This window comes from Oleiharenicola sp. Vm1 (genome assembly GCF_047777955.1).
GTDB lineage: Bacteria > Verrucomicrobiota > Verrucomicrobiia > Opitutales > Opitutaceae > Didemnitutus.
In genome coordinates this window covers 360,070-375,935 of sequence record NZ_CP180537.1, presented here as the reverse complement: position 1 = coordinate 375,935, position 15,866 = coordinate 360,070, and the positions used below count along the sequence as shown (strand labels likewise).

Annotated in this window: 11 protein-coding genes and 3 pseudogenes; 9 read left to right on the top strand and 5 right to left on the bottom strand. The window is 70.8% G+C overall.

The window, feature by feature from the left end; all coding sequences use genetic code 11:
* Positions 1-35: 35 nt before the first annotated feature.
* From ACMYLB_RS02560 to ACMYLB_RS02545, 4 genes and pseudogenes are all read left to right on the top strand, one after another.
* A pseudogene (locus ACMYLB_RS02560) lies at positions 36-2,825 on the top strand (PAS domain S-box protein); the annotation flags it as partial.
* Between the two features lie 139 nt (positions 2,826-2,964).
* The gene (locus ACMYLB_RS02555) at positions 2,965-3,591 is read left to right on the top strand and encodes a response regulator (RefSeq protein ID WP_415911144.1); all 627 of its coding nucleotides are present in this window, start codon (positions 2,965-2,967) and stop codon (positions 3,589-3,591) included.
* Positions 3,592-3,623: 32 nt separating this feature from the next.
* Positions 3,624-4,694 (top strand): response regulator, encoded by a 1,071-nt coding sequence (locus tag ACMYLB_RS02550; protein WP_415911143.1) that lies wholly within the window; start codon positions 3,624-3,626, stop codon positions 4,692-4,694.
* A gap of 80 nt (positions 4,695-4,774) precedes the next feature.
* Positions 4,775-5,296 carry a methyltransferase family protein gene (locus tag ACMYLB_RS02545; protein ID WP_415909413.1) on the top strand — a complete coding sequence of 174 codons (522 nt, stop codon included), beginning with the start codon at positions 4,775-4,777 and terminating at the stop codon, positions 5,294-5,296.
* A 16-nt stretch (positions 5,297-5,312) separates the two neighbouring features.
* Here ACMYLB_RS02545 and holA read toward each other — a convergent pair whose 3' ends face one another.
* From holA to ACMYLB_RS02530, 3 genes and pseudogenes are all read right to left on the bottom strand, one after another.
* Entirely contained in the window at positions 5,313-6,425 is a 1,113-nt protein-coding gene (gene holA / locus ACMYLB_RS02540; protein ID WP_415909412.1) for a DNA polymerase III subunit delta, read from the bottom strand.
* Positions 6,426-6,469: 44 nt separating this feature from the next.
* Entirely contained in the window at positions 6,470-6,919 is a 450-nt protein-coding gene (locus tag ACMYLB_RS02535; protein ID WP_415909411.1) for a CinA family protein, read from the bottom strand.
* A 373-nt stretch (positions 6,920-7,292) separates the two neighbouring features.
* Positions 7,293-7,793, bottom strand: a pseudogene (locus ACMYLB_RS02530) (competence/damage-inducible protein A); the annotation flags it as partial.
* A gap of 56 nt (positions 7,794-7,849) precedes the next feature.
* On the opposite strand from ACMYLB_RS02530, the gene ACMYLB_RS02525 reads away from it, so the two are divergent.
* Complete coding sequence (locus tag ACMYLB_RS02525) at positions 7,850-9,343, top strand: excinuclease ABC subunit UvrC (protein ID WP_415909410.1); 1,494 nt, start codon at positions 7,850-7,852, stop codon at positions 9,341-9,343.
* Between the two features lie 115 nt (positions 9,344-9,458).
* Positions 9,459-9,731, top strand: a complete 273-nt coding sequence (locus ACMYLB_RS02520) for a hypothetical protein (protein WP_415911157.1) — start codon at positions 9,459-9,461, stop codon at positions 9,729-9,731.
* Between the two features lie 102 nt (positions 9,732-9,833).
* Here the strand turns inward: ACMYLB_RS02520 and ACMYLB_RS02515 are convergent.
* Positions 9,834-10,304, bottom strand: a pseudogene (locus ACMYLB_RS02515) (TspO/MBR family protein); the annotation flags it as partial.
* A 48-nt stretch (positions 10,305-10,352) separates the two neighbouring features.
* Positions 10,353-11,195 carry an SDR family NAD(P)-dependent oxidoreductase gene (locus ACMYLB_RS02510; protein WP_415909409.1) on the bottom strand — a complete coding sequence of 281 codons (843 nt, stop codon included), beginning with the start codon at positions 11,193-11,195 and terminating at the stop codon, positions 10,353-10,355.
* Between the two features lie 91 nt (positions 11,196-11,286).
* Here ACMYLB_RS02510 and ACMYLB_RS02505 point away from each other — a divergent pair, with 91 nt between their 5' ends.
* From ACMYLB_RS02505 to ACMYLB_RS02495, 3 genes are all read left to right on the top strand, one after another.
* Positions 11,287-12,954 carry a mucoidy inhibitor MuiA family protein gene (locus tag ACMYLB_RS02505; RefSeq protein WP_415909408.1) on the top strand — a complete coding sequence of 556 codons (1,668 nt, stop codon included), beginning with the start codon at positions 11,287-11,289 and terminating at the stop codon, positions 12,952-12,954.
* 163 nt (positions 12,955-13,117) lie between these two features.
* A complete protein-coding gene (locus tag ACMYLB_RS02500) occupies positions 13,118-13,594 on the top strand; it encodes a paraquat-inducible protein A (RefSeq protein ID WP_415909407.1) in 477 nt (158 codons plus the stop codon).
* 281 nt (positions 13,595-13,875) lie between these two features.
* On the top strand, positions 13,876-15,861 hold the full coding sequence (locus ACMYLB_RS02495; RefSeq protein WP_415909406.1) for an alpha-L-arabinofuranosidase C-terminal domain-containing protein: 1,986 nt from the start codon (positions 13,876-13,878) through the stop codon (positions 15,859-15,861).
* Positions 15,862-15,866: the final 5 nt, after the last annotated feature.

Sequence of the window (15,866 nt, the reverse complement as noted above, 5' to 3'; positions counted from 1 at the left end):
GCGCGCGCCCCGCGCCGCAAAGACTCCCCGACCGCATGGCCGATCCGCGCCCCGTCCCCGCTCCGCCCGCCGCCCGCGAGAACGTCCTCCGCGCGTTCCTCGCCAGCCCGGTCATGCTCGCGGTCACGCGGCTGAGCGACGGCGTGCTCCTCGACGCCAACCCGGCCTTCCTTGCCGCCGGCGACCTCACCCGCGCGCAGGCGCTCGGCCGCGTCATCACCGACCTCGGCATCTGGATCGAGGACGACCGCCGCGCCGAATACCGCCGGCTCCTCCTCGAGGAGGGCCGCGCCCGCGACTTCGAGGCGCGCTTCCGCAACCACCGCGGCGTCGAGCGCGACATGGTGCTCAACGCCGAGGTCACCGACATCGACGGCGAGAAATGCGTCGTCATCATCGCCCTCGACAACACCGCCCGCCGCCAGCGCGAGCGCGAGCAGGACGCCGTCTACCGCATCTCCGAGGCCACCAACTCCACCGCCGACCTCGCCGCACTCTTCCAGAAGCTGCACGAGATCATCGGCGGCCTCATGCCGGCGCGGAACCTCTTCTTCGCCCTCGTCAGCCCCGACGGCCGCGAGGTCTCGTTCCCCTACTATCAGGACGAGTGCTCGCAGTGCCCCGCGCCGCGCCCGCGCGGCAAGGGCCTGACCGACTACGTCATCGACTCGAAAAAAACCCTCCTCGCCCGCACCGAGGAGCTGATCCAGATCCTCGCCGGCCAGGGCTACAAGCCCACCGGCACGCCCTCGGCCGTCTGGCTCGGCGCCCCGCTCATCGTCGAGGGCCGCGCCATCGGCGTCGTCGCCGTGCAGGATTACCGCGACGCGACCGTCTACGGCGAGGAGGCCAAGCGCGTGCTGACCTTCGTCGCCAGCCAGGTGGCCGGCGCGGTCGAGCGCCGCCGCAGCGAGGCGATCCAGCGCGAGTCGCAGGACTACTTCACGAAATCCTTCCACGCCAGCCCGGCGCTCATGCTCCTGGCCGACCTCGCCACCGCGAAGATCCTCGAGACCAACGCCGCCTTCCTCCGCGCCTCGGGCTTCACCCGCGAGGAGGTCATCGGCCGCACCTCGGTCGACCTCGGCGTGTGGGTCGACAAGCTCGAGCGCGAGCGCGTCCTCGCCGAGCTGCGCGCGCGGGGCTTCGTCCACGGCTACGAGACGGTCTTCCACAACAAGAAGGGCGAGCCGCGCTACGTGCTGCTCAACGCCGACGTGTTCGAGCTCGGCGGCCGGCCCGCCATGCTCATCACCGCCATCGACCTGACCGAGCGCCGCCGCCGCGAGCAGGTGCAGGAGGCCACCTACCGCATCTCGCGCGCCGTGCTCGCCGGCGGCGACCTGCACGCACTCTTCACCGAGGTCCACCGCATCATCGGCGGGCTGATGCCGGCGCGGAACTTCTACATCGCGCTACTCAGCGCGGACGGCCGCAGCGTCTCCTTCCCCTATTTCTCCGACCAGCACGACGGCGGCCAGCCGCAGACCCCGCCGGAGCGCCTGCTCGGCCTCGGCTTCACCGAATACGTCATCGAGTCCGGCCGCCCGACCCTGATCACCCAGGCCGAGCTGACGAAGATCCTCTACGCCCGCGGCGACTACCGCCCGCCCGCCGCCGCGCCGCTGGTGCGCCTCGGCGCGCCGCTGCTGATCGACGGGCGGCCCGTCGGCGCCCTCGCGCTGCACAGCTACGACAACGTCAACGCCTACGACGCCGACGACCTCGCCCTGGTCGACTTCGTCGCCCAGCAGGCCGCCGCCGCCGTGCGCCGCCGCGAGGCCGAGCAGGCCCTCGCCCGCGCCGAGCGGCAGTTCCGCGGCATCTTCGAGAACGCCGTCGAGGGCCTCTACCAGTCCACGCCCGACGGCCGCTTCCTCCGCGTCAACCCCGCCCTGGCCGAGATGCTCGGCTACGACGCGCCCGACCAGATGATCGCCGCGGTGAACGACATCCGCGCGCAGTTCTACGTGCAGCCCGGCCGCCGCGAGGAGTTCCTCCAGCTCATCCGCAGCGCCGACGAGGTCAGCGACTTCGAGTCCGAGATCTACCGCCGCGACGGCTCGCACGTCTGGGTCTCGGAATCCGTCCGCGTCATCCGCCGCCCCAACGGCGAACCCGACCACTTCGAGGGCGTCGTCATCGACATCACCGCCCGCCGCGAGGCCGACCGCGCCCTGCGCGCCGCCAAGGAGGCGGCCGACGAGGCCAGCCGGGCCAAGACCCAGTTCCTCGCCAGCATGAGCCACGAGCTGCGCACGCCGCTCAACGGCATCCTCGGCTACACCCAGATCCTCCGCCGCGACCCCGCCCTGAGCGAGAAGCAGCGCGCCGGCCTCGGCGTCATCCACCAGTCGGCCGAGCACCTCCTCGCCCTGATCAACGACGTGCTCGACCTCGCCAAGATCGAGGCGCGCAAGCTCGAGCTGCACCCGAGCGAGTTCGGCCTGCTCGAGTTCTGCCAGAGCGTCGCCGAGGTCTTCGCCCCGCGCGCCCGCGAGAAGAGCCTCCGCCTCGAGACCTCCTTCGCCGCCGACCTGCCGCGCACCGTCATCTGCGACGCGCAGCGGCTCCGCCAGGTGCTGTTCAACCTCCTGAGCAACGCCGTGAAGTTCACCGCGACCGGCGGCGTGGTCTTCACCATCGAGCGCGCGCTCTTCGGCGCCGTGCGCTTCTCCGTCAGCGACACCGGCCCCGGCATCCCCGAGGGCGACCAGGTGAAGCTGTTCGAGCCCTTCGCCCAGCTCGGCGATCACCGCCAGCGCATCGGCGGCACCGGCCTCGGCCTCAACGTCAGCCGCAGCATCGTCGAGCAGATGGGCAGCCGCCTGCACGTCGAGAGCCGCGTCGGCTGGGGCACGCGCTTCTGGTTCGACCTCGTCCTGCGCGAGGGCGGCAGCCCCCGCCCCCGCCGGCTCCGCCGCGCCGTGGCGCATCACCGGCTACGAGGGCGCGCGGCGTCGCGTGCTCGTCGCCGACGACCACGAGCCGAACCGCGTGCTCCTCCTCGATCTCCTGCAGCCGCTCGGCTTCGACCTCGTCACCGCGGCCGACGGCGAGGAGGCCGTGCGCGTCGCCCGCGAGACCCGGCCGCACCTCGCCCTGCTCGACGTGCGCATGCCGAACCTCGACGGCCTCGCCGCCGCCCGCCGCATCCGCGACGAGCTCGGCGACGCCGCGCCGGTCGCGATCGCCATCTCCGCCAGCGCCCACGACCAGCAGCACGCCAACGCCCTCGCCGCCGGCTGCGTGGCCTTCCTGGCCAAGCCCTTCAAGGACGAGGAGCTCTTCGCCCTCATCGGCCGCCACCTCGGCCTGACCTGGAAGCTCAGCGACGCCGCCGCTCCGGGCGAGACCGCGGCGCCGTTCCCCACCCTGCCCTTCCCGCCCGCGCCGGCGCAGGCCGACCAGCTCTTCGAGCTCGCCAGCAGCGGCGACGTCGCCGCCGTGCGCGCCTTCGCGCAGAAGCTCGCCGCCGAGGACCCCCGCCTCGCCGCCTTCGCCGCGCAGGTCACCGAGCTCGCCGCGCGCTTCAAGATGAAGGCCATCCGCTCGCTCGTCTCGCGCTACCGCGAGCCCCCGCCCGCCTGAGCCGCGGCACCCCGCCTCCCTCTCCGCCCGACATGCCCGAAACCATCCTCCTCGTCGACGACACCCCCGCCAATCTCAGCGTGCTGGCCGAGTGCCTGAGCGACGCCGGCTTCGCGCTGCTCGTGGCCGAGGACGGCGAGGACGCCCTCGCCCTCACCGCGCGCAACGCCCCCGACCTCATCCTGCTCGACGTGATGATGCCCGGCATCGACGGCTTCGCCACCTGCCGCCGCCTGAAGGAGCGCGCCGAGACGCGCGACATCCCCGTGATCTTCATGACCGCGCTGACCGACACCGCGGAGAAACTGAAGGCCTTCGAGGCCGGCGCCGTCGACTACATCACCAAGCCGATCCAGCACGAGGAGGCGCTCGCCCGCGTGCACACCCACCTCACGATCCGCCGCCTGCGCCGCGAGCTCGAGCAACAGCTCGCCCTGAAGGAGCGCTTCATGCGCTTCGCCAGCCACGACCTGCGCAATCCCCTTTGCCTGATCCTCATGTCCGGCGAACTGGCCAAGCGCAAAAAGCCCGCGCCGGAGATCGCCGAGTATCTCGAGAGCATCCACGCCTCGGCGAAACAGATGCAGCGCATCGTCGACACCTTCCTCGACCTCCGCCGCTCCGGCGCGCAGACCGCCGCCGGGCGCTGCGACCTCAACCTCCTCGCCGCCGCCGTCGCCGCCCAGCAGGAGCCGGCGGCGGAGAACAAGCAGATGCGGCTCTCGCTCGAGCTCGCCGAGCAGCTCCCGCCCGTCCGCGCCGACGCCGGCCTCGCCTACCAGGCCCTGACGAACTACGTCAGCAACGCCCTCAAGTTCACCCCGCCCGGCGGCCACGTCATTCTCCGCACCCGCGAGTCCGGGCTGCGCGCGCGGGTCGAGGTGGCCGACACCGGTCCCGGCGTGCCCGCGCCCGAGCGCGGCGCGCTCTTCACCGAATTCGCCCGCCTTTCCCCGCGCCCGACCGGCGGCGAGGAGAGCCACGGCGTCGGCCTCAGCATCGTGAAACAGCTCGTCGAATCCCAGGGCGGCGCCGTCGGCGCCGAATTCCTGGCGGCCGGCGGCTCGGTGTTCTGGTTCGAGCTGCCCATCGGCGGCGTGTGACACGCCCGCCGGGCCGACCGGCCGACATTTGCTTGCCCACGCTGGGCGACTAGGGTTTGTTCCCTACGCCCAATCTGCCCGTGATCCTGCTCGCTCGCAGTGTCCTGTTTGCCTTCCTCGTTCCCGTCCTGCTGGTCGGATGGATCCCGCTCGTGATGTTCGAGCGTCATCCGGAGTGGAGCCAAGGCGGGCTCGCGCCGCACGAATGGCTCGCGGTGCTCCTCGCCGCGGCCGGCCTGGCCGGCTACCTGCACTGCGCCTGGCAGTTCACCCGCAAGGGCCGCGGCACCGTCGCGCCGTGGGACGGCCCGCGCCGGCTCGTCCAGCGCGGCCTCTACCGCTGGGTGCGCAACCCGATGTATCTCTCGCTCGGCCTCGTCGTGCTCGCGGAGGTCCTCTACTTCGAGTCGTGGCGCATCGGGCTCTACCTGCTGTGCCTGGCGTGCGTCGCCCAGCTGCTCGTCGTGCTCCACGAGGAGCCCGAGCTGGGCTTCCGCTTCGGCGCGATGTATGAGGACTACAAGCGCGCCGTGCCGCGCTGGTTCCCGCGCCGGCCGAAACCGGCCGCATTCGAGCTCGACCCCTCCAGCGTCGAGCGCTGAGCGCGCCCGCGGGCCCTCAGGTCCCGAGGCAGCGCACCACCATCTCGCGCATCACCGTCTCCTGCTCGTTGGGACGGCGGATGATCTCCTCGAAGGCGCGGATGAACTCCTGCTGGTTGTCGATCAGCCGGCGCAGCGTCGGGAGCTTCGCGCCGCCGACCAGCTTGCCGGCATACCACTGGTTCTGGGTGAAGAGGTTGAACGAGCTCTTCTCCGCGTCGCCGCCGAAGTGCGCCGCGTAGACGCCCTGCGCGCGCGCCCACGCCGCCTTGTCGAAGCCGAAGCGCTCCGACGGCGGCTTCAGCTCGCCGACGTCGATCAGCACGCGCGCCTGGAGGAGGATGCGGTTGCGGTTCTGCAGCGACGAGATCAGCGGCCGCGAGTCGCCGCCGGCGAAGAAGTGCCGCTGCAGCGCGTCGAGCGTGCCGCGCAGGTCGCCGGCGAAGAACCGGTCCGCCGCCTCGAAGAAATCGCCCTCGGCCACGTTCGGCGTCAGCTCGGCCACGTGCGCCTCCTCGATCGTCGCGCCCTCGCCGGCGAAGGTCGCCAGCTTGCGCACCTCCTCGGTGATGAGGCGGGTGTTGGCGCCGACCTTGGTCAGCAGCAGCTCCACCGCCCCGTCGCCGAAGCTCGCGCCGATCGCGCGCGCCTCCGCCAGCGCCACGCCGGCGAGGCCCTCGGCCGCGCTGTCGGCGTCGCCGCCCACCAGCTCGAAATCCGCGTGCGCCTCGCACCACTTCGGGAAACTCCGGCGCCGGTCGAGCGGCGCGGCGGTGACGATGACGCCGACCTCGTCGGGGTTCACCTTCGCCAGAATCTCCTGGAGCGCCTCGACCTGCCTGAGCGTGCCCTCGGCGCGGCCGGTGACGGTGTCGGCGAGGAAGTTCACGTCCTTGAACCACACCACGCGCTTGCCGCCGAACATGGCGACGGTCTGCACCGAGTCGCGAAAGCGGTTCACCGCCGCCTCGACCTCGTCGACGTTGTTGGCGAAGCCGCTGAGGATCTCGCGCGAGAAGTCGTCCGCGCCCGCCTCCTTCGCCATCGCCTCGAAGCGCTCCCGGCCCAGCCGCCCGACGAGGAAGTCGTCGGGACCGCAGATGAAGACGAAGGGCTTGGCGGCAGGCATCGCTCAACACACAACGCCCGCCCCGCCCGCTGGCAAGCGCAGGCTCAGTTGACCAGCGGCTGCGTCGCCCGGCGGGCCTCGCGCACGACCTCGCGGCGGAGCCAGTCGATCGCGGCCGTGACCGCGCGCTGCTTCACCGTGCCGCGCTGGCCGGGGTAGCTGAGCTTCTTCGACCAGTCGCCGGCGGGCGAATGCAGGCCGATGTAGATCGTGCCCACGCCGTTCTCCTCGCAATTGCCCGCGGTCGGCCCGGCGTAGCCGGTGATGGCGAGGCCGTAGTCGGCGCTGAGCTGCTCGGCCACGCCGCAGGCCATCGCCACCGCGCACTCGGCGCTGACCGCGCCGTGCTGGGAAAGCAGGCACTCGGGGCAGTCGAGCAGGAGCATCTTGGCGTCGTTGCTGTAGCCGACGATGCCACCCATGAAGAATTTCGACGCGCCGCAGATGTCGGTGAAGCTGTTCGAGAGCAACCCGCCGGTGCAGGACTCCGCCACCGCGAGCGTGCGGCCGCTCTGGCGCAGGTGGTCGGCGGTGACCTTCGCGATCGAAGTCGTGGCCGAAGCCGATCAGGTCGTCGCCCAGCAGCGCGGCGCACTCCTCGGCGATGGCGCGGAGCGTCTCGCGCGGGTAGCGGCCGTCGGGCGAGCTGACGCGGCAGTCGACCTGCCACTGGTGCGCGCAGTAGGCGATGCCCAGGCCGGGATAGCGGTCGAAGATCGGCTGGAAGCGCGTCTCAAGCATCGACTCGCCCACGCCGGCCGTGCGCAGCTGGAGGTAGGACTCCTGCTCGGACACCAGCCCGAGCCGCGCCAGGCGCGGCAGCACCTGCTCGGTGAACATCGGCTGCAGCTCGTTCGGCGGGCCGGGCAGCATGACGAGCACCTTGCCGTCCTGCTGCGCCCAGAGCCCGGGCGCGGTGCCGTTCGGGTTGGGCAGCACCTCGCCGCGGGAGAAGCGGAAGGCCTGCTTGCGGTTGTTCGGCGTGCAGGGGCGGTTGAACTTCGCGAAGCGCTCCTCGATCGCCGCCATGATCGCGGGATCGAACACCAGCTCCTGCCCGAGCACCTCGGCCACGACCTCGCGCGTGCGGTCGTCGCAGGTCGGCCCGAGGCCGCCGGTGGTGATGACGACGTCCGCCCGCGCCCAGCTCTCGCGGAATTGCCGCGCGATCGTGTCGGCGTCGTCGGAGACGGTGACGTTGCGGTCGAGCTGGACGCCGCGGCGGCCGAGCTGTGCGCCGAGCCAGGTCAGGTGCGAGTTGGCCGTGAGCCCGAGGAGCAACTCGTCGCCGAGCGTCACGAGCTCGAAGCGCGGAGTTGATTTGCCAGCCGCGGCGGGCTGGGAATTGTTCGTCGGGTGGTCGGCCATGTCTGGAGCCGCACCGTAGCGCTAAATTCCCAAAAATCCAGCCGCCGCACGCCGCCATGCCCGAGTCCCGCTCCATCGACGCCCTCCGCGAGAAGGTCCGCGCCCTGCCGGACACGCCGGGCGTTTACCTGATGAAGGACCGGCTCGGCCGCATCATCTACGTCGGCAAGGCCAAGAGCCTGAAGAAGCGCGTCTCGTCCTACTTCCAGCCCGGCCGCGCCCGCCAGCTGCGCCACCAGCCGAAGATCCGCACCCTGATCGAGATGATCGCCGACTTCGAGACCATCGACGTGAAGTCCGAGCCCGAGGCCCTCCTCCTCGAGGGCAAGCTGATCAAGCAGTGGCGCCCGAAATACAACACCGACTTCACCGACGACAAGCGCTTCCTCCTCGTCCGCGTGAACCTCGAGCACGAGCTGCCGCATTTCGCGCTCACGCGCTTCCGCAAGGACGACCGCTCGCGCTACTTCGGGCCCTTCGCCCACTCCGGCCTGCTCCGCCGCACGCTCGCGACCATGCGCAAGCAGTTCGGCGTCCTCCTCGGCGACGCCCACCCGACCCGGCTCCCCGACGGCCGCTGGCAGCTCTACGAGGACGTCCGCGCCGAGCTCTACGGCTGGCCCAACGAGGTCAGCGCCGCCGAGTATCGCACCCGGGTCGAGCAGGCCTGCGACTTCCTCGACGGCAAGAGCCGCGAGTGGCTCGACGAGCTGCGCGAGGAGATGCAGGCGCGCGCGGCGAAGCAGGAGTTCGAGAAGGCCGCCGAGCTGCGCGACGTCGTGCTCGCCCTCGAGCGGACGCTGGCGCGCACGCGGAAGTTCACCCGCGACCTCACCCGCCTGCGCCCGAACGACGAGGCGCTGCGCGCCGTGCAGGAGGCCGTCGGCCTGGAGGCGCCGCCGCGCCACCTGGAGTGCTTCGACATCTCGCACATCAGCGGCACGTTCGTCGTGGCCTCGATGGTGCACTTCACCGACGGCGTGCCGGACAAGGACAACTACCGGCGCTTCTCCATCAAGAGCTTCATCGGCAACGACGACTTCCGCGCCATGGAGGAGGTCGTGGGCCGCCGCTACCGCCGCCTGATCGAGGAACAGAAGCCGTTCCCCGACCTCGTCGTCATCGACGGCGGCCGCGGCCAGATCGCGGCGGCGCTGAAGGCCTTCCTCGCGCTGGAGTGCCCGCCGCCGCCCATGATCGGCCTGGCGAAGAAGCACGAGACGATCATCTTCCCCGACGAGCGCGTGCCGCTGAACCTGCCGCTCACGCACCCGGGCCTGAACCTCCTCCAGCGCCTGCGCGACGAGGCCCACCGCTTCGCCAACACCTACAACGCCGACCTCCGCTCGCGGAAGATCAAGGAGAGCATCCTCGACGACTTCCCCGGCCTCGGCGCCAAGCGCAAGGAGGCCCTCCTCGCCCACTTCGGCTCGATCGACCGCCTGCGCGCCGCCACGCCGGACGAAATCGCGCAGGCCGAGGGCATCGGCCCGAAGTTCGCCGCGGAAGTGCACGCCTTCCTCGCCGGCAAGCCCACCGCCGGCGAGTGAGGTCGCGGGCGCCGTCCGCCCGGCGGTCATTCCAAGAAAAGCCCTCGTCCTCGGCCGCCGCCGCCGGTAGCCTACGCTCGGCGGCACGTCGCCGTCCGAACGAAAGGAGAATGTCATGACCGCTCATCACTTCACCCTGCACGAAGTCCTGCACTCCCGCTCGCTTGCCCTGCGCGTCTCGACCGTGCTCTTCGGCCTGTTCGCCCTCGGCCACCTCGGGCGCCTGCTGGTGCAACCCGAGGTGCGCATCGCCGGCCACACCCTGCCGCTCTGGACCAGCGTCCTGGCCATGCTCCTCGGCGCCGCCCTGGCCGCCTGGGTCGGCAGCCTGGCGTTTCGCAAGACGGAGAAGCCGGCGGAGCCGCCGGCCCCGGTGAGCGACCGCTAGGCCCGCGCACCCGCCCCGCTTCCTCGCCGCGCCGCCGCGTGAGGCGGCTGCGCCGCGGGGGTGTTTTGTGTCGCTCCTCGGAGGGACGACGTTCAGTTCAGCCGCCGCGATCGCGGCATTCAACGCCGTCGCGAAACTGACCCAGAGCAGGTAGGGCAGCCAGAGCGCGCCGGCCAGCCGGTCGGCCTGCCAGAACCGCACGCCCAGCCACGCGAGCAGCACCCAGAGCGCGACGATGTCGACCAGCGCCCACGCCGGCTGCTTCAGCCCGAAGAACAGGATCGACCAGGCCGCGTTGAGCACGAGCTGCGCGCCGTAGCCGGCGAGCAGCGGGCGCGCCGCGGGACCGGTCCGCCACGCCCGCCACGCCGCCACGCCCATCAGCACGTAGAGCGTCGTCCAGACCGGACCGAAGATCCAGTTGGGTGGGTTCCAGGCCGGCTTGATCAGGCCCGGATACCACGAGCGGACGTTCGCGAACGTCGCCGCCGAGCCGATCGCGCCCGCGACGAAGGCGGCCGCAATGCACCCGGCCAGCATCCAACCCGAGCGGCGTGTGAGGTGAGCAGTCATCGGAAGAAGCTACGTTTTGCCGCCGCGCGCGGATTCAGCGGCGCGACGCTACCGCCGCAGCCGCGTGATGCGGGCGAGCAGGCGGCTGGGCAGCGCCCACTTCAGGAAGAGGAAGAACTTCGCGTGCAGCGGCGCGTTGTAGCGCGGCGCGGGGTTGGCGCTCGTCAGCGCCGTCTCCACGCAGCGCGCGATGTCGTCCGGCACGCCGGCGACGCGCCGCAGCTTCTGGTAGCCGACGCGGAAGCCGGCCAGGAACGGCGCGTAGGGGCCGGGATTCTCCAGGTGCTTCTCCGACGCGCTGTCGGCCGCGGCGATGAACTCGGTGACGATGAACCCCGGTCGGATCAGCGTCACGCGCACGCCGAACGGCTCGAGTTCGCCGCGCAGGCCGTCGGTCAGCGCCTCGAGCGCGTGCTTGGTCGCGTCGTAGACGCTCGAGAGCGGCCGCGCGATGCGGCCGGCCACGGAGCCGATGTTCACCACGCAGCCGCCGGCCTGCGCGCGCATCACCGGCAGCACCAGCTGGGTCAGGGCGACGAGCGCGAAGACGTTGGTCTCGAAATTCCGGCGGATGGCGTCGACCGGGATGATCTCCACCGGTCCGCGCGTGCCGTAGCCGGCGTTGTTCACCAGTCCGTCGATGCGGCCGAATTTCGCCTGCGTCGCCTCGACCAGCCGGCGGCGGTCGGCGTCGCTCGTCACGTCGCCCGCGACCGCCAGCACGGCCGCGCCGCTCGGGTCGAGCTCGCGCGCGAGCGCGTCGAGCCGGTCCTGCCGGCGCGCGGAGATGACCACCTTCGCCCCGCCGCGCACGAGGCGGCGCGCCGTGGCCTCGCCGATCCCCGACGAAGCGCCCGTGATGATGACGACCTGACCGCTGAGCTGAGGCATGACCGATTCATAGCGCAGCGTGGCGCTTTGAACAGATTTTCTCTAAGAACCTCCCCGGCCATCCGTGGTCTCCTTGCACCCAATCGCATCCATGAAATCCCTCCGGCTCTCCGCCCTCCTTGCTCTGCTCGCCGGCGCGCTCACCGCCGCGCCCGTCGAGTCCACCATCTCCGCCGTCACGGTCTACACCGACCGCGCCGTCGTCACCCGCACCGCCACCGTCGACCTCGCCGGCGGCCAGACCGAGCTCGTCTTCGCCAACCTGCCCGAGTCGCTGCTCGACCAGTCCGTCCAGGTCAGCGGCCGCGGCACGGCGCAGGCCACCATCCTCGACGTCGCCGCGCGCCGCACCTTCGTCGACTTCACCCCCAACGCCCGGGTGAAGGAGGTCGAGGACCAGCTCCGCGCCCTCCGCAACGACGACCGCCGCCTCGCCGACGAGGTCGCTGTCCTCGGCAGCCAGCGCGACAGCATCAACGAGTTCATGAAGAACGCCGTCGCCGCCACCAAGGACGCCGGCCGCCCGAAGCTCGAGGACGTCCGCGCCACGCTCGAGTTCGGCCAGAAGCAGCTCCTTGAAATCGCCCAGTCGAACCAGAAGATCGACCAGCAGCGCGAGGAACTCGGCAACAAGATCGCCGCCCTCGAGCAGCAGCTCAACGAGCTCCGCGGCACCGGCAGCAAGGGTTTCAAGACCGTCGTGGTCCGCGTCTCCGCCGCGCAGGCCGGCAACCTCGAGCTCGCGCTCTCCTACACCGTCGGCAACGCCCGCTGGACGCCCAGCTACGACGCCCGCGTCCTCAGCGGCGAACGCACCGTGGCGCTGGGCTACTTCGGCGTCGTCCGCCAGACCACCGGCGAGGATTGGAAGAACGTCGCCCTCACGCTCTCGACCGCCCGCCCGTCGCTCGGCGGCGCGGCGCCGACGCTCATCGCCTGGAACCTCGATGTGTGGGTCGACCGCCCGATGGTGGCGGCGGCGGCCGCCCGCGACGCCTACGCGGCCGAGACACGCGAACGGCAGGCCAAGCTCAATGCCGCCCGCGTCGTGAACCTGCAGGCCTTCACCACCAACGCCCCCGCCGACATGGCCCCGCCGCCGCCCGAGGCCGAAACCGCCGCCGCCACCGTCGAAGCCGGCGCCACCAGCGCGTCCTTCAAGATCGCCACCGCCGCCACGATCCCGAGCGACGGCTCCGCGCAGAAGGTCCCGATCGCCGCCGCCAAGCTCGCGGCCAACCCCGAATACCTCACCGTCCCGAAGCGCCAGCAGACCGCGTTCCTCACCACGAAGGTGGTCAACTCGACCGACTTCCCCCTGCTCGCCGGCGCGATGAACGTCTTCCTCGACGGCACCTTCGTCGCCACCAGCAATCTCCGCACCGTGATGGCCGGCGAGAAGTTCGACCTCGCGCTCGGCGCCGACGAGGGGATCAGCGTGAAGCACAAGCGCGTGCAAAAGTTCACCGAGGACACCGGCCTGACCAACTCCGGCAAGCGCATCACCTACGAGTATCTGCTCACGATCCAGAACAACAAGAAGTCGGCCGAGCGCGTCATCGTCGTCGACCAGCTCCCGCTCTCGCGCAACGAGAAGATCGTCATCAAGCAGCTCGCCCCCGCCGCGAGCGAGGTGAAGCCCACCGACGAGGGCACGCTGAAGTGGACGCTCGACCTCAAGCCCGGCGAGAAGCGCGAGATCACGGTGAAGTTCACCGTCGACCACCCGAACGACGTCACCGTCACCGGCCTCGAGTAAACCGCCGTCCTTTCCGCCCCTTTCTGGGTGCGCGAGGGCCCGCCGCAAGGCGGGCCCTCTTTCTTGCCCGCGATCCTCCACTGCAGGACGGGGTCGCCGCCCCCCCGTTGTCGGCTTCCGCACCACGCTTGCGCGCCGCGCCTGCTTCCGTCTGCATTCGTCCATGTCCACGTCCGCCCGTTCGTCCGCCGCCGTGCCCGCGTTGCTCGTCGCCGCCGCGACGCTGTTTCTGAGCGGCGTGTTTTTTCCGTTCTTCCACGTGGCGAAATTCTGGATCTTCCACGAGGCCATCTCGGTGGTCGGCGGCATCATCACCCTGTTCCAGGAGGGCGAGTATTTCCTCTTCGCGGTGCTGACGCTGTTCACGCTCGTCTTCCCCGCGGCCAAGCTCGGACTGCTGGCCCTGATCTGGCTCGAGCGCGACAAGGACCTCTCGCGCATCCAGCGCCTGCACCACTGGGTCGCGACGCTCGGCAAGTGGTCGATGCTCGACGTCTTCGTCGTCGCCATCCTGATCGTCACGATGAAGGCCGCCGGGCTGGCCCAGCTCCAGATCGGGCTGGGGCTCTACCTCTTCACATTCTCGGTCGTCGCCACCCAGCTCGCCTCGGCCTGGATCGACCGCCTGCTGCGCGACTGAGCGAGCTCCGGAAGAAGCCCGCCCGCGGATAACGCGAATGGTCGCGAATGCCGCCGGGGAAAATCCGCCCCTGCCACTCGCGCGATGACGCCGATGCGGCAACTCCGCCCGGGAAAGTCTCCCTTGCGTGAATGCGCGAAATTCGCGGGCGCCTCTGGCGGCCGCTTGAACGTCGCCGGCGGCAAACAGACTCCATCGCCGTGCAATAGATAGAAAGCCGCGAGCCTTGCCCGTCGGCGCCCTTCGGCTTGAGTGATCGGGCCTCGATCCCGAATCACCCCATGCCCCTTCTTCGCTCCCTGCTGCTGGCCAGCACGTTCGCGGTCGCACCGCTGTCCGTCGTGTCCGCCTCCAACCCCGTCCTCAAAATCGACCCCGCCCGCACCGGCGCGCCGATCCATCCGTTCATTTACGGGCAATTCATCGAGCACCTCGGCCGCTGCATCTACGGCGGCATCTGGGCCGAGATGCTCGAGGACCGGAAATTCTACTTCCCCGTCACGCCCGACTACGCGCCCTACAAGAGCCTCACCGACACCGCCTACCCGGTCGTCGGCGCCTCGCCCTGGCAGATCATCGGCGCGCCCGACGGCGTGCGCATGGTGAAGGAAAACGCCTTCGTCGGCGAACACTCGCCCCTCCTGCGCGCCGGCGCCGGCCTCCGCCAGCGCGACCTCGGCGTCGTGGCCGGCCGCGGCTACACCGGTTACCTCTGGCTCCGCGCGCCGGGCGCGAAACCCGCCGCCGTCGACGTCACGCTCGTCTGGGGCGAGGGTGCGGGCGATCGCGCCACCGTCCGCGTGACCGCCGCGCCGGGCGACTTCGCGAAACAGCCCTTCGCCTTCACCGCCGGCGCCAGCACTGACCACGCCCAGCTCGAGGTGCGCGCGACCGACGCCGACGTCCTCCTCGGCACGCTCTCGCTCATGCCGGCCGACAACGTCCACGGCCTGCGCCGCGACACACTCGCGCTGCTGAAACAGCTCCACGGCTCCATCTACCGCTGGCCCGGCGGCAATTTCGTCAGCGGCTACGACTGGCGCGACGGCATCGGCGACCGCGACCGCCGTCCGCCGCGCAAGAACCCGGCCTGGACCGGCGTCGAGCACAACGATTTCGGCACCGACGAATTCATCGCCTTCTGCCGCGAGATCGACGCTGAGCCGATGATCGCCGCCAACACCGGCTTCGGCGACGCCCACTCCGCCGCGCAGTGGGTCGAGTATTGCAACCGTGACGCCTCGACCCTCGCCGGCGGCTGGCGCGCGCAGAACGGCCACCCCGCGCCCTACGGCGTCCGCTACTGGTGCGTCGGCAACGAGATGTTCGGCCCGTGGCAGCTGGGCTTCATGCAGCTCTCGCACTACACGATCAAACACAACCTCGTCGCCGAGGCCATGTGGAAGGTCGACCCGTCGCTCCAGCTCGCCGCCGTCGGCGACCTCGAGACGATCAACGCCAAGAACGACCCCGAGCAGGCGAAGTCCGGCCACACCTGGTCGCACGGCATGCTCCTCGCCTGCGCCGACCACATGAACGTGATCTCGGAGCACTTCTACGAGGGCCGCCTGCCCTGGACGAAAAACGGCCGCGGCGAACTCGCCGCCGAGGTCGTGAAGCTGAAGCACACCATCCGCCGGAAGGCCGACGGCCACCGCGCGCTCCAGGCCTCGCTGCCGAACCTCTCCGGCCGCTTCATCCCGATCTCGATGGACGAGTGGAATTATTGGCATCGCGACTACGTCTACGGCGAACTCGGCTGCGTCTACGACCAGGCCGACGCCCTCGGCGTCGCCATGGGCCTGCACGAGTATTTCCGCCAGAGCGACGTCATCCACCTGGCGTTCTACGCGCAGACCGTGAACGTCATCGGCGCGATCAAGACCAGCCGGACCGCCGCCGAGATGGAGACCACCGGCCTCGTGCTCTCGCTCTACCGCGCGCACTTCGGCTCCGTGCCGCTCAAGCTCGAGGGCGACTTCGGCGCGCTCGACGTCGCCGCCGCGCTCACCGCCGACGGCCGCACGCTCACCGTCGCCGTCGTCAACCCCACCGCCGCCGCCGTCGCGCTCCCGCTCGCCCTCGCCGGCCACCGGCCCGCCGCGGCCGCCACGCGCTGGACGATCGCCGCGCCCGACGAGTTCGCCCACAATGCCCCCGGCCGGCCGCGCGCCGTCGACATCGTCGCCCAGCCCGGCATCGACGCCACGCAGCCGCTCGCCGTGCCCGCCTTCGGCGTGGCCCTGTTCTCCATTCCGCTGAAATAAAACCC

Coding starts and splice junctions, on each gene's coding strand:
- ACMYLB_RS02525 (WP_415909410.1), top strand. CDS start 7,850: ATGCCCGAGTCCCGCTCCATCGACGCCCTCCGCGAGAAGGTCCGCGCC.
- holA (WP_415909412.1), bottom strand. CDS start 6,425: ATGCCTGCCGCCAAGCCCTTCGTCTTCATCTGCGGTCCCGACGACTTC.
- ACMYLB_RS02520 (WP_415911157.1), top strand. CDS start 9,459: ATGACCGCTCATCACTTCACCCTGCACGAAGTCCTGCACTCCCGCTCG.
- ACMYLB_RS02495 (WP_415909406.1), top strand. CDS start 13,876: ATGCCCCTTCTTCGCTCCCTGCTGCTGGCCAGCACGTTCGCGGTCGCA.
- ACMYLB_RS02550 (WP_415911143.1), top strand. CDS start 3,624: ATGCCCGAAACCATCCTCCTCGTCGACGACACCCCCGCCAATCTCAGC.
- ACMYLB_RS02500 (WP_415909407.1), top strand. CDS start 13,118: ATGTCCACGTCCGCCCGTTCGTCCGCCGCCGTGCCCGCGTTGCTCGTC.
- ACMYLB_RS02505 (WP_415909408.1), top strand. CDS start 11,287: ATGAAATCCCTCCGGCTCTCCGCCCTCCTTGCTCTGCTCGCCGGCGCG.
- ACMYLB_RS02510 (WP_415909409.1), bottom strand. CDS start 11,195: ATGCCTCAGCTCAGCGGTCAGGTCGTCATCATCACGGGCGCTTCGTCG.